The organism is Halolamina pelagica (assembly GCF_900115675.1).
Taxonomy (GTDB): Archaea; Halobacteriota; Halobacteria; order Halobacteriales; family Haloferacaceae; genus Halolamina; species Halolamina pelagica.
On sequence record NZ_FOXI01000009.1, the window covers coordinates 22608 to 36198 of the forward strand.

12 protein-coding genes are annotated in these 13591 nt (G+C 54.5%); 6 read left to right on the forward strand and 6 right to left on the reverse strand.

The window, feature by feature from the left end:
• Positions 1 to 106 precede the first annotated feature (106 nt).
• The 4 genes from BMZ83_RS11445 to BMZ83_RS11460 are packed head-to-tail and all read left to right on the forward strand — an operon-like array spanning position 107 to position 6601.
• Positions 107 to 1609 carry a type I restriction-modification system subunit M gene (locus tag BMZ83_RS11445; RefSeq protein ID WP_074878765.1) on the forward strand — a complete coding sequence of 501 codons (1503 nt, stop codon included), beginning with the start codon at positions 107 to 109 and terminating at the stop codon, positions 1607 to 1609.
• Positions 1602 to 2936, forward strand: a complete 1335-nt coding sequence (locus BMZ83_RS11450) for a restriction endonuclease subunit S (protein WP_074878768.1) — start codon at positions 1602 to 1604, stop codon at positions 2934 to 2936. The genes BMZ83_RS11445 and BMZ83_RS11450 overlap by 8 nt, the downstream gene beginning before the upstream one ends.
• Positions 2929 to 5886 carry a type I restriction endonuclease subunit R gene (locus BMZ83_RS11455; protein ID WP_074878770.1) on the forward strand — a complete coding sequence of 986 codons (2958 nt, stop codon included), beginning with the start codon at positions 2929 to 2931 and terminating at the stop codon, positions 5884 to 5886. Before BMZ83_RS11450 ends, BMZ83_RS11455 begins: the two co-directional genes overlap by 8 nt.
• On the forward strand, positions 5879 to 6601 hold the full coding sequence (locus tag BMZ83_RS11460) for a M48 family metallopeptidase (RefSeq protein ID WP_074878772.1): 723 nt from the start codon (positions 5879 to 5881) through the stop codon (positions 6599 to 6601). Before BMZ83_RS11455 ends, BMZ83_RS11460 begins: the two co-directional genes overlap by 8 nt.
• On the opposite strand, the gene BMZ83_RS11465 is transcribed toward BMZ83_RS11460, so the two are convergent.
• From BMZ83_RS11465 to BMZ83_RS11485, 6 genes are all read right to left on the reverse strand, one after another.
• Positions 6602 to 6829 (reverse strand): hypothetical protein, encoded by a 228-nt coding sequence (locus tag BMZ83_RS11465; RefSeq protein ID WP_074878774.1) that lies wholly within the window; start codon positions 6827 to 6829, stop codon positions 6602 to 6604.
• 201 nt (positions 6830 to 7030) lie between these two features.
• Positions 7031 to 8680, reverse strand: coding sequence for a sensor histidine kinase (locus tag BMZ83_RS11470; RefSeq protein ID WP_074878776.1), 1650 nt, complete (start codon positions 8678 to 8680; stop codon positions 7031 to 7033).
• 190 nt (positions 8681 to 8870) lie between these two features.
• Positions 8871 to 9179, reverse strand: a complete 309-nt coding sequence (locus BMZ83_RS11475) for a hypothetical protein (RefSeq protein ID WP_074878778.1) — start codon at positions 9177 to 9179, stop codon at positions 8871 to 8873.
• Positions 9176 to 9562 (reverse strand): hypothetical protein, encoded by a 387-nt coding sequence (locus BMZ83_RS16395; RefSeq protein WP_143076945.1) that lies wholly within the window; start codon positions 9560 to 9562, stop codon positions 9176 to 9178. The genes BMZ83_RS11475 and BMZ83_RS16395 overlap by 4 nt, the downstream gene beginning before the upstream one ends.
• A gap of 538 nt (positions 9563 to 10100) precedes the next feature.
• Positions 10101 to 10781, reverse strand: coding sequence for a DNA-directed RNA polymerase subunit epsilon (locus BMZ83_RS11480; RefSeq protein ID WP_174955881.1), 681 nt, complete (start codon positions 10779 to 10781; stop codon positions 10101 to 10103).
• A gap of 121 nt (positions 10782 to 10902) precedes the next feature.
• On the reverse strand, positions 10903 to 11217 hold the full coding sequence (locus BMZ83_RS11485) for a hypothetical protein (protein WP_074878782.1): 315 nt from the start codon (positions 11215 to 11217) through the stop codon (positions 10903 to 10905).
• Positions 11218 to 11310: 93 nt separating this feature from the next.
• Here BMZ83_RS11485 and BMZ83_RS11490 point away from each other — a divergent pair, with 93 nt between their 5' ends.
• Positions 11311 to 11652: a hypothetical protein gene (locus BMZ83_RS11490; RefSeq protein WP_174955883.1), complete on the forward strand. Its 342-nt coding sequence runs from the start codon at positions 11311 to 11313 to the stop codon at positions 11650 to 11652.
• A 448-nt stretch (positions 11653 to 12100) separates the two neighbouring features.
• Entirely contained in the window at positions 12101 to 13045 is a 945-nt protein-coding gene (locus tag BMZ83_RS16400) for a hypothetical protein (RefSeq protein ID WP_143076946.1), read from the forward strand.
• The last annotated feature ends 546 nt before the right edge of the window (positions 13046 to 13591 follow it).

Below are 13591 nucleotides of genomic sequence, written 5' to 3' on the forward strand. Positions count from 1 at the left end.
TGAATCTTTCTGGTTTGTCATTCTGTTTTGAATCTCAAGAACGGTTCAATCGAGAGCGATTCAAATTCACCGCAGAGCATATATCGATTGGCTTGAACCTCTGTGTATGGCCATCTCCTTAGACGAACTCGAATCTCACCTCTTCAAATGCGCCGACATAATCCGCGACGCCGTTGACCCAACCGACTACAAGGAGTTCATCCTCCCGCTCGTCTACTACAAATCCATCTCCGACGAGTTCGAGGTGCAGTACGAACAGAACGTCGAGGAGTACGGTGAGGACTTCGCCCGCAGAGAGAATCTCTACGACATTCCGGTCGTCCCCGAGGGCTACCTGTGGGACGATCTCCGCGCCGTCAGCGACAACGTCGATCAAGCCCTGAACGAGGCCTTCGACGCGCTCGTTGAGGAGAACCCCGAACTCTCTGGCGTCTTCCGAGCTGACTTCATTGACGCCGACGCCCTCGACGACGACCGACTCGGACGGCTGATCGAACACCTGGACACCTACGACCTTGACCGCGACAGCGTTCCCCCGGACATGCTCGGGGAGGCGTACATGGACTTGGTGCGCCACTTCGCGGAGGAGGAGGGCAAGTCCGGTGGGCAGTTCTTCACGCCGCCGCACATCGTCAACCTCTGCGTTCGGCTCGTCGATGAGTTCGAGGACGGGATGACGTTCCACGACCCGACTGTCGGCTCCGGGGGGATGCTCATCGAGGCGGCGCGGTACTACCGCGAGGAGCAGGGCGGCGACCCGTCGAAGATGAAGTTCACCGGGCAGGAGATCAACCCCGACATTGCCGCGATTGCGAAGATGAACCTCTCCATCCACGGCCTCGATGGGGATATTCAGCGCGAAGATTCACTTTCCACCCCCGCGTTCACAAACGACGACGAGAACGAACTCACGCGCTTCGAACGCGTGCTGGCGAACTTCCCGTTCTCCGCCGATTGGGACAAGGACAGTCTTCAGGACGACCCCTACGGACGCTTCGACTGGCACGAGAAACTCCCGCGTGCTGACCGAGGGGACTACGCCTTCATCATGCACATGGCAAAGCAGTTGAAGCGTCCCGATCAGGACGGTGCTGGTGGGAAAGCGGCCATCGTTGCCCCGCACGGCGTGCTGTTCCGCAAGCACGAATCACGGTATCGGGAGTATATGCTGGAGGAGGATATGGTGGAGGCCATCGTTGGCCTTCCCGAAAACCTGTTCCAGAACAACTCGATTCCCTCGGCGGTTCTCGTTCTGAATACGGACAAGGCGGAGGAGCGTGAGGGTGAAGTGCAGTTCATCCACGCCGCCGACGAGGACTTCTACGAGGAGCTGTCGAACCAGAACGAACTCACCGAGGACGGGCTTGACCACATAGTCGAGAACTTCCGCGATTGGGCGACTGAGGAGCGCGTGAGTCGGACGGTGTCGCTGGACGAGATTCGAGAGAACGACTACAACCTGAATATCGCGCTGTACGTCGATACGACCGAGCCAGAGGAGGACATTGACGTGAAGGAAGAACTGGTGAAGCTACGTGAGTTGCAGGCAGAGCGTGACGAGATTGAGGCGACAATGAAGGGGCACATGGAGGCTCTCAACTATGAGTGAGGAGGCTAAGTTGGACGAGTCCGCTCAAGAAATGAGTTCTGAGGAAAACCCTGAAAGGCCGGATGATTGGGGTCGTAGGCCTCTTTCTGAAATCAGCCTTTGGACAGATGCTGGAGGCACACCAAGAACCTCAAATGATGAATATTGGGATGGAGATATTCCGTGGGTTCAGACGGGTGAACTTACAAAAAGACATATCAGAAGTACTGAGAAGCACATTACAGAACTTGGTTTAGAAGAATCGACTGCCAAACGATTCCCGCCGGGGACACTCCTGATTGGAATGTATGGTGAGCCGACTGTGGGTGAGTCGGCGTTACTTGAGATAGAGGCAACCACTAACCAGGCGTGTTGTGGTGTATCCCCTAATACGGATATTATCAATGCGGAATTTCTGCATCAGATGATGCAGTACGAAAAGCCCCGTCTCTATTCTCTCCGTGCAGGCTCTGGACAACAAAACATTCGACAGGGGATTATTCGGAAGTTCGAGATCGACATACCACCCCTCTCCGAACAGCGCAAGATCGCCACCGCCCTCTACACGGTTGACCGGGCAACTGAGAAAACTGAGGAGATTATCGGAAGAGTGAGTCGTATCAAGAAGGGGTTCAAGCAAGATGTTTTTTCAAAGGGGTACTTTGACCACCAGTCACATCAAGAAAGTCAAGTTGGGAAGATACCAGAGTCGTGGAAAATTGAGTCGGCGGCTGACTTGTGTGATGGAATTACCGTGGGTGTAGTTACAGGCGCGACAGACTCCTATGTCTCACCATCTGAAGGGGTGCCGTTCATACGGTCACAAGATATTCACGAAAATCACATCGAACAGGACTCATTGAAATACATATCTGAAGAATTTCACGAACAGCAGAATAGCTCAGAGTTACGCGAAGGCGATGTGATTACTGTTCGGACAGGTGAACCAGGAACAAGCTGTGTCGTCCCCGCTGAATTAGATGGCGCAAACTGCTTCTCGTTAATAATCTCCCGACCAAAGGAGGAAGTTAACGAGCGGTTCTATAGTTACTACATCAATTCAGAGAAAGCGCTTGATTTCATTGACTCTTGGAAAGCTGGAGGTGTACAAGATAATTTCAACGTGGGGGTGATGGAACGCTTGCCAGTCCCCGTACCAACTCCGGAAGAACAGCAAGCAATCGTAGATTCGCTTGATGACATTAATCACCACCTTGAGTCTGAACGTGAATATCGTAACCATCTCCAGCGACTCAAACGCGGTCTCATGCAAGACCTCCTTTCGGGGAAAGTCCAAACTACCGACACTAACATAGAGGTGCCCGAAGAAGTCGCCCAACATGGTTAGCGTCCCATCCGAGTACGGCGTCGAACGCTCCATCCTCTCGTGGCTTGACGGCGTCGGATGGGTAACCCACGGCCAAGACGGCGACAGAGGCGCGAAAACCCTTGACGACGCCTATGGGCGCGACAGTCACGAGGTCATCTACTGGAACCTACTCGCCGAGCAAGTCGTCGAGATCAACGACGCTGTCACCGAGGAGAACGTCGAGAAGTTCATCTCCTCGCTGAAGCGCGACCTCGATGCGGAGAACCTCATGGACGGCAACCGTGAGTTCTACCAACTGCTCACCAAGGGCAAGACCTTCTCCGTCCAGCGCGACGACGGCACGAGCGAGACGATCTACGTTGACCTAATCGACTACGAGAACCCTGAGGACAATCGCTTCCACGCGGTGAATCAGTTCTCCGTCTCCCGCGAGACGACCATCCGCCCGGACGTGAACCTGTTCGTCAACGGGATTCCGCTGGTGACGATGGAACTCAAGAGTCTCGCACAGGATAACGACTGGCACGACGCTGTCAGCGACCTGCTGGCGTATCAGGAGGACGTGCCACGGCTGTTCGTCCCCGGCCTGTTCAACGTCGCCGCCGACACGATGGAACTCCGGTACGGCGCTGTCGGCGCGCCCAAGGAGTTCTACGAGCCGTGGAACGACGCCCCGGCGACGTTCGAGGACGATAACGAGATGCGGCAGGCGGTGACGGCGCTGTGCAACCCTTCGACGCTTCTCGATCTGGTGAAGCACTTCGTCTTCTACGAACGACGAGCTGGCGGTGACGCGAAGATCGTCCCGCGCTACATGCAGTACTACGCGGTGAACCGAATCCTCGACCGCGTCGATGAAGGTGTCCACAAACGCGGCCTCATCTGGCACACCCAAGGGTCGGGGAAGTCGTTCACGATGCTGTACGCCGCCGAGAACCTGCTCAAACGTTCCGACGTGGCGAAGAACCCGCAGGTGTTCATCATCGTCGATACGGACAAGCTCAATAGCCAGATGCGCGACCAGCTGGCGAACCTCTCGCTGGAGCGGTGGACGGAGGCGGAGAGTATCGACCACCTGCAAGAACTCATCGAGCGCGGGCAGAGCGAGCTGGTTCTCACGACCATCCAGAAGTTCGAGAACGTTGACCCCGACGTCCAAGGAAACGATGAGGTCGTCGTCATGTCCGACGAGGCCCACCGCTTCATGGAGGCTGACCTCGGTAGCCGCCTCGATGCGGCCTTACCCGACTGCTACCACTTCGGGTTCACCGGTACGCCCGTCCGCGAGGGCGAGAAGCACGAAGACCGCAACACGTTCCAGGAGTTCTCTCCCGAGGGTGAGGACTACCTGCACCGCTACTCCGTGAAACAGGGTATCGAGGACGGGCTGATTCTGCCGGTGTACTTCACACTCCGTCACGAGATGGAGTGGGAGATCGACGAGACGGGCCTGGACGAAGAGTTCGAGTCGGAGTTCCAGCGGATGACTACCGAGCAGAAGCGCGAGTTCATCCGCGACAACGTGAATGCGACGACGCTGGCGGAGATCGAGCCGCGTGTTGATCGCGCCGTCGAGGAGATCGACCAGCACTATGACCAGCACGTTGCCCCGAACGGCTGGAAGGGGATGGTCGTCACGCCGAGTCGGCGGTCGGCGGCGATGTACGGGGAACGCCTCATCGAGCGGCGTGGGGAGGATGCGGTCGATGTTCTCTACACCGCCACGAAGGACGACCCCGACATTATCGAGCAGTTCCACACGGACTCAGAGGAGCGCGACAGGATCGTGAAGGAATTCAAGGAGGACGGGAATCCCGAACTCCTCGTCGTCCACAACATGCTCCTGACGGGCTTCGATGCGCCGATACTCAAAACGATGTACCTTGACCGCAACCTGAAGAACCACAACCTCATGCAGGCTATTGCCCGGACGAACCGGCCTGCTGAGGGGAAGGAGAACGGGGAGATCGTGGACTTCCAGGGCGTGTTCGAGAACATCGACGAGGCGCTGGACTACGACGCTGAAACGAAGGAGTACGCCGCCCGCGACAAGGATGAACTGTTCGATGATCTCGTTGACCAGGTCGAATCGGTGATGGCGATCTTCGACGGAATCCCGAAGGCCGACACGCAGGAAGCGACTTACGAGGCAGTTAGTCGGGTAAGCACTCATCCAGAACGCCGTGAGTTCAAGCAGGGCTTCCGTCGGCTAGAGAACCTCTACGAGGCTGTCGCCCCGGATGGTCGCTTGGTGAGCGAAGGTATCGAGGACGACTACAAGTGGCTGAGCCGAGTCCATGTCGCCTTCAAGCGCACTACCTCGGGCGACGACGACCCCGAGGAGGACATGCGGGAGAAGACACGGGAGATCATCAGCGACAACGTCGAAATCACAAAAATCAAGGACGAATTCCCTACCTACAAGCTCGGGGAGGAGTACCTCGAAGACGTTGAAGACCTCGACAATCCCGGCGTGAAGGCGTCGCAGATCGCCCACGCAACTCGGGAACACCTTCATCCACGGGAGAACCAGAACCCTCGGTACAAACGCCTGAGCGAACGCGTGACCGACATAGTCGAACGCTGGCAGAACGAGCAGATCAGCGACCCGAAGGCTGTTGAGGCACTGAAGTCGGTCGAAGACGCGGTGATGAGCGTCGAGGAAGATGCCGAGGAAGAAGGCATGGATGACGCGGAGTTCGCCATCTACACTCACCTCACCGAGGAGACGCCCGACGCTGTCGAGTCTGAGGAACAAGCGGAGGAGATCGCTGAGGAGATCGTCTCGCAGTTTCATGACCGCGTTGACCGCGACTACCCCGGCTGGAAGACGAACCAGCAGACCATCTCGGAGATTGAACGCATCCTGCTGGACGTGATAGTTAATCAGCACGACCTCGGCCACCTAATTCGGGACGACGAGTTTGTGGACGCCCTACGCAACTACCTCATCCAGAACCATGGCTAACGCACAACTCCACGAGATCGAGCTGTTGGGGAACACCATCAAGTACGAAGTACGCCACAGCACCGACGCTTCGAAGCCCCGCATCGACGTGGATATTCACGGCGTCACAGTCGTCCTTCCTGAGTCTCCGTCAGTCACGCCGGACGAGCTTCTCCACGACAACGCGGCGTGGGTCGTCGAGAAGACGAGAGGGTTCGAGAAGTACCGTGAGCAAGTGCCAGAACGCCGGTTCGCGGAGGGTGAGTTCTTCCCGTATCTCGGAGAGGAACACGAGGTTGTTGTCGAACAGCGCCCGTCATCGAGTGTCGTCGATGGAACGCTTCGACTTGCGAAACACCACGTCGAGGACACCTCCATCGAGCGCGCTCTGGAAACGCTGTACCGACGGAACGCACGACAACGGTTCGAGCGACGAGCGGACTACTTCGCGGAGCAGATGGGCGTCGGGTACGAGCAGATCGAGGTTCGGAACCAGCGCACTAAGTGGGGAAGTTGTTCCTCGAACGGAACGCTCGGCCTGAACTGGCGACTAATGATGGCTCCGCCGGAGATCGTCGATTACGTCGTCGTCCATGAACTCGCCCACCTCTGGGAGGCCAACCACAGCTCGGAGTTCTGGTCACTCGTCGCGGAGCATGACCCCGAGTACGAAGACCACTCGGAGTGGCTCACCGAGAACAGCGCTCGGCTGGTGTTCTCTGAAGACGACCTTTGACTACTCTATCGGCGGTCGGAGATCGTGTTCTCGGAAGTCGTGTATCTGATCGTCCTCGATCTCGATCCGGTAGAGCAGGCTGTCTCGTTCGTTCCCCGTGGTTTCTCCGGCATCGTCGTCGAGTATTCGAACGACAGTTCCGTGCTTCCCATGTAGCTCATCGTGATCGGGATCGGTTTCCTCGGGAATGTCTACCCGAACACGGTCGCCATTCTCGAAGCGAGGCATCTGGTAAAGTCGTTCGGACGAGAGTGCTTGACTCTGGCTTATCGACATTCCTGACGAACTCCAACGTCTTGTTGCACATGACTCTCGGTGATGCACCCGGATCTAGCTCTGTTGAAAGCCTCAGCCCGTGATAGATATGGGGAAGGTCTGTAAGTACAGAGGATACAGTTCGCAGAGCGGTCCACTTCACTCAGTACGGGTTCACGCCACGGTTTCAACACCGGTAATCTCGAACCGAGCTCCACCAACATCACTCTCAGTCACTTCAATCTCCCACCCGTGCGCACCGACCATTTCGTCAACGATAGCGAGCCCAAACCCAGTCCCCTCCTCGCGGGTTGTATATCCCGGCTCGAACACGGAGTCACGGTCACTCTCGGATATCCCCGGGCCATCATCGGATATGTAGAATCCTTCCTGGTCAGGCAACGCACCAACCGTGACCGTCACATCCGGGCCACCGTGATCCACAGCGTTTCGAAACAGGTTTTCGAACAGTCGCTGCAGACGGGTCGGGTCCGCTTTGAACTCTAAGTCGTCAGCGACCCGCAATTCCGCAGTATTTGTTTCCACCATCTTCCAACAGCTGCTTGCAACCGACGAGAGTGACACTGCATCCCACTGATCGACCGGGTTTCCCTCACGGGCGAGCGTGAGAATTTGCTCAATTAGGTCGTCCATCCGGGTTAAGGCCCGATCAACAGCCTCCGCATGGGGATTATCTGCTGCCATCCCTTCCTCCTCGCGCAGCAACTCGAACCGGCCAGTGGCCACATTGAGCGGGTTGCGGAGGTCGTGGCTCACTAAACTAGCGAACCGTTCAAGACGTTCGTTCTGCCGCTCTACCTCCTCACGGTACATCTCACGGTCGGTCACATCGGTGAGTACGATTGTCCGACCGAGCCCAGCTTTCGCCGTCCCATAGGGGGCCTCTGTAACACGGTAATACCGTATGGAACCCTCCTGCTGCAGCTTCAGAATCGGGTTATCGCTATCGAGACAATCGGCCACCTCGGGGAGTATCGTCTCCAGATGGATACCCTCTGTACCGTCGAGGTCGGGAAACAAGGTCCGTGCAGCACGATTCGTGTCTCGGATGTGGTTGTCCGCGTCGAGCGCGATGATTGGTACGTCCCGTTCACCGGCTAGTTGCACAGCGTCGAACCGATCAATGTAGACGAATGCGACACCGACAGCGAAGACGGCCACTCCGAGCGGCTCGTAAGTGATGTCGATGAGGAGAGGCGTCGTGTACCCGGCGATGTCGAACACGACTGGGAGCCCGGTGATTCCAACGAGCGCAAAGAGCGCACGTGTGTCGAGGTCAATTTGGGTGAACAGTTCTAGTAGCATGAAGTAGCCGACAAAGGCCAGTGCATACGAGAGCCCCATTGCAGTCCAGTGAAGCGGACCTGTGTACACAGATAGATGGGGGAACGGGGTGGCAACGGCTGTTGTCGTGAAATATGCATGGTGGAGAGGGTTGGTGACCTTCACCGCGACAAGTACGACGTAGACAACGACAGCAAGGCGACGATATGTCGGATTTTGGTGGTACGTCCGACCGGTGTACGCAGAGCAGAAATAGAGCCATGCGCCGACAGCTGCGAGACCCACCACTAGTCCAATTGTATACCACCCGAGTTTGAGTTCCGTCGTCGGGGACACGAGAAATCCAACATGGGCAGTCGCCCAGCTACCGCTCGTCAGCAGGAGTGCCCATAATCCACGTCGCGTGTCGGAGTCGGTGATACGCTGAAGTTGGGTGAGGCTTACAAAACAGGCTAGTGCAGCCACGGTGAACAAACAGACGTAGAGTACAAATAGTGGCGACGCCGACAGGACAGCCATAGCGTATTCTATCAGAGATGTAAATAATAGTCTGCCGGAAACATGCAACCCCACTTACCGACTGTTTCACACTGAATCCCCAGGTGTAATCCGACTCGATGTGGCGAACCGCTTCGCTAGTGTCTGACCAATAAGATTTGAATGGCTAAGTCGTGGGTGTTGCGAGAAGGCTGGTGCGGCATGCGTGCTATTATTCGTCCGGGTCGTAGATCTTCCGGACCCAGGATCCTTCTGAAAGTTTTAATTGGATTTCTTCGCCGTCATCCCACTGGTTGTCGAACCCGCCGAACATGTAGCCACAGCCTTCGTCAAGTGTGATATCGTCGTTGAACACCACACAGGGTCGCTGGACATCGCCTCTGTCGCTGTTCCCGAGCATGACCTTCTGGTGCGGTTCGTGATTTCGGAGATCGATGGTGTAGTTGACGAACGCTTTCGTCTTGACAAACCCGTTCGTTCCGTCGAACTCGTCAATGTGGATGAACGGCGGGCTACTCATCGGTTCTCACCACCGTGAACGACGGTGACCTGACCACAGGTTTGGACGGCGGGTTGTGGGCTACCGCAGGTGGGACAGTGCGTGTGAGTGATCGGGTCTATGAGGTCATCGCACGCATCGCACATCACGAGGCCGCTGTGTTGGAGGCGGCCGTCGTTGATGAGTACGGTTCGTAGCCACCCATCACGGACGAGCATCAGTGCGTCTGTGGGTTCGTAGAGCCGTGCGTGGCTGCACTCGGCTGCTGGCGCGTCAACGGGTGTGGCGCTGAACCAGGCTGATGCGAGCGGTTGGTCTGCAGGGGTTCGTTCGTGCCAGCGGTCACGGGCGTGTTGTTTGATTAGCGGGAGATACGTCTGGTCGAGGTTGATGAGTACGGACATCTATCGAATGGATTGTTTGGAACAGTTCGTCGCCGTCTGGGAGCCAGTGGCTGCCAGTAGAACATATCGAACGTTGGCCAGCGTTGCCACTAGCCGCGTCGATATGTGCTATGGTGATTGAGACCCGACGAAACAGCGCTTCGACAAGGACTGATACCTCTCGGCGATGTGTCGAAGGACCTCTATGGGGTGTCGCTGGCTAACGACGAGAACGATGCGGGCGCGAATCGCGCGTACGGACTAAGGTACGTACGAAGGGGTTCGCCTGACTGGGCGAAGCGATCAATCTCCCGCGCGTAATGGGCATCGAAGCCTCTTTCGAAACCCGAAGAGGGGATCAGAATTTTCGAAGGACCCCGAATGGTTTGGGGAGACAATTCGCGCATTAACTGGCAGCCAAGCCGTCTCTCCGCCTTATGGCGGAACCGACGACCCTCACTGCGCATATTGTCGCAAGGAATACTTAAACAGAAATTACTTGAAGGAATAGTAGATGAAGTATTGATTCTTATAGCGCATATATGGCAAACAGACTGTATCAACCACCTTCTCCCTTGGTACTAGTGTCCGTGGCAGCGTCTGATTCGTCCCACTCATCCGGACCAAAAAATGCCTCTTTTTTCAATTCTCGCTTGACGAGCTGGGACACACTATATAGATCCGCTTTCGAAACATCACGCTCATCTAGTAGATCTCGGTAGTCTGAATCGTCAAGCATCCGTGTCGGCAAGTCATCCGCATCAAGATCGGACAAGACATCGTCAGGGTATCGCCGAGATCGGTCCCACTCGACAACCACTTTAATTGTTGCTAGTGCAACTTTTCCAAGCCGTTTCTGCCGACCAAACCGATCCAGATTCATCGTTGTAATCGCAGCAACCGCCATACGTTGCTGGTGGGTCGGAAGATCAAGAGCAGAGCAGAACGATTCAGTAATACGCTTTTTGTCACGAGCAGCTTCACGAGTACTGTGGTTTCCGTCGGACCGATGCCGGCCTTCGTTGTGTCGGATGAGTTTATCAATATCGCCGCCAGCGCTTCCGATCCCGACACGAGTGTCACCGAACGCATCGTACCCCGTTGTGTACTTCACAGGTGAATGATCGAGTTCTTGTTGCCGGGAGGGCTTTTGTTCTGGAGTTTCCTCAACAAGATACTGATCAGTCTCCGCTGCCCTGTTGTCGTCTTGTTCTGTTTCGTCGTTTATGCTCTCTCTCACAGTTGACTCCCGAGTCCTGTGAAGACTATTACCATCTACCCTTTTAATTTATTTGACTAATGGGGGTGTGAGGGTATGTTGAGAGTAGGAGGATTGACCTCCAGAGTCAGGATTACGCTCCTCATGCCCAGTCGTGATTGTTGATGCCTTCGTAGTGTTTTAAACGGCTGTTGATCTCCCAAGATTCCCAGTTACACTCGTGGTAGAGGACGTCGGCGAGTTTGTCGAAGTTGCTTTTGTCGAGTTCGATACCGCGGTTTCCACGGTAGGTGATGTAGGGTTCGCTCCGCAGGTCAGCGTAGACCTCACGGGCGGTCGGATAGTCATCATCGATTGCTGAGAGATTCAGGAGAGCGTCCTCTGTGATAGGTGTGCCCCATCTGTGTTTCGCTATCATCGTCGCCAAGAGGGAACATTTCACCGACGGCTTCTCCATACCAAGTGGATAATCCACGTTCTATATAAACTCTGTTAATGACAGTTAACGGTAGTGGAAACACTTATACACGCAGGGGAGTTTATTCTCTGTATGAGCAATATGGAGCAGGCAGACGACCGAGGGGCGAAGAAGGAACTCCGGAAGGAGCATCCCAGCGGGTGGCTCTATCTTACGCGGCACGACGCAGTCCCCATCCTGGTAGACGCGTTGCTCGACCTCCCGCCGAACCGCGAGTTCAACAAAACCGAGCTTGCAGAGCACGCTGGCGTCACGCGCCAAACCGTTGGCAACTATACTGATCTCCTGCTTGAGGTCGAACTTATTGAGGAAGTACCGAACACATCACCGAGCCGGTATCGAGTCGCGGACAGCGACGTCGTCCAAGAACTATTCGAGCTGAACAGCGCGCTCAACAATATCGGTGACGCGTAGATGAGACGAAAGCAGGTATTCAGTCTCCGATCTATTCAGTTAGTACTATTTACTAACGTATTATCGTAGTCGGCTCGGTATCCTGCAAAATTGGAATTGTTTGACCGGGTTGAAACCCTCAGCCTGTGACAGATTTGGGTGTCGGTAAGTACAACCTCTGTATCGATCACGTCAATTCTGACAGAAGTCAAGGCGTTTTCGAAGGCGCTGTTGAACACAGCTCAAAGACCTACTGGATAGATTATGGCTCCTCGTAGAAACCGGTCTCAAGGGCTTGGAACCGAAGAACCTGAAGTTCATATGATAGTAGAATAAATGCCTAACAATGCCGACCCTCCGGAATGCGACGACGAAACCGGGATGGTTCATTCGTTGGAAGCCCCACCCCGACCATGGTCGTCCGAGCACATACCAGATCACTAACCGAGCACGGCGGCTGCTGCGAGATATGGGATATCTGGTTCCCAATGAGGGAGACGAGATCGAAATTCCACATAGTCTCTGTCGTCCACTCCGTATCTTAGGTGACCTTCATTTTGAAAATGAAGAATCCCCGGGTGATGTCGAAATTGACCAAGCCCCGAGTATTCCCACTAATTCTGGTGGGGAGTTACCACCAAAGAAGGAGGTGGAACTTCGTAAATTCATTAAGAAACATCCCCGGCTAACAGAAGAGAAGGAAGAAGAACTGACTGAAGATCTCAACCGTCTGAATTCAGATGTTGATCTTCAATCAGATTCGAAATCACCGCCGAGCGATGGACCTGCAGGAGAAGTCAATATTGATCCGGATGACTTCTTCAGTGGTGGAAATGGACTCTCTCCAGAATCTGAGGAAGTACTACAAAACAACGAACCAGTAAACGTCGGTGAGGATATCCCTGAGCTGGTTGAAGAAGAAATAGGGCAGATTAGCTATGAGGAATACTACGAATCAATTTCTGAAGTGTCAGGGCATAAAGAATCACTTCGAGAATTTGATAAACACCCGCGCGATTTCGAGTATATCAGACCAGAAGATGGAGCATTGAGATACGGTATTGGTTGGGTTGATCACTATGAGAGTGGAAAATGCTCCTTGTCAGTGTTAGATGGACGACAAGATGCTGATATGGCGGATATAAAATTCAAATTTACAACTCTGGGAAATTCGGAAATATCACTATTTAAGCATGAGATCCACATTGATGATAGCCAATTCGTGCACTGGTCTGTGACTGCTGATGAGGAGAATATTTCTGAGGGGCCAACCGACAGCGATGCAGTAAGCGGCGAAGAATTTCATCGGATACTCCACGATCGAAATTGGTTACTGGAGGTTATCGAGGAATTTGTTAGCGGTCTTGAAAACGTCGAGATTCAAGATCCAGTAGAATGGAAAGGTTTCGACTAATTTTGCTACAGTAGACTTGTCTGTTGGACTGATATATAATCTAAGTTTTGTGTTGGCCGAATAAAATAGAATCGGCTGCTAACTACGCACACCTACTGAGTGGCTGTTTCACTCTGAATTAGATGTGAGAATCCCTCTCGTCGTGCAAAGTCGCTTCGCTAAGTACAAAGGATTCAGCTGTCGTTGCGGATTTCATCCCACACATCCCGGCAATCATCGCATAGATAGCCTGTGAAGCCATCAATATCGTAACGCTCGACATTGGTGGTATCCCCGCACCGTTCACACTTCATAGCCGATCGTCTTCTTTCTCTCGTTATAACATCACGGTTTACTCAACGAGGCTAGAAGGCAATTTTCTCTTCATACCCGCTCCATATTCAAGATTCACGGCCGATACAGACACCACTACTTTGGACTTGGCAAAGTATAGTACTCCTGTCCTGTGCCTGGATCCGACCCAATACAGTGTCCAGTCTGTGGATGGACTGGACAACAGTCCGAGCTCAAAAAAGCACAGAAAGATCCTACCTGTCCTACTTGCGG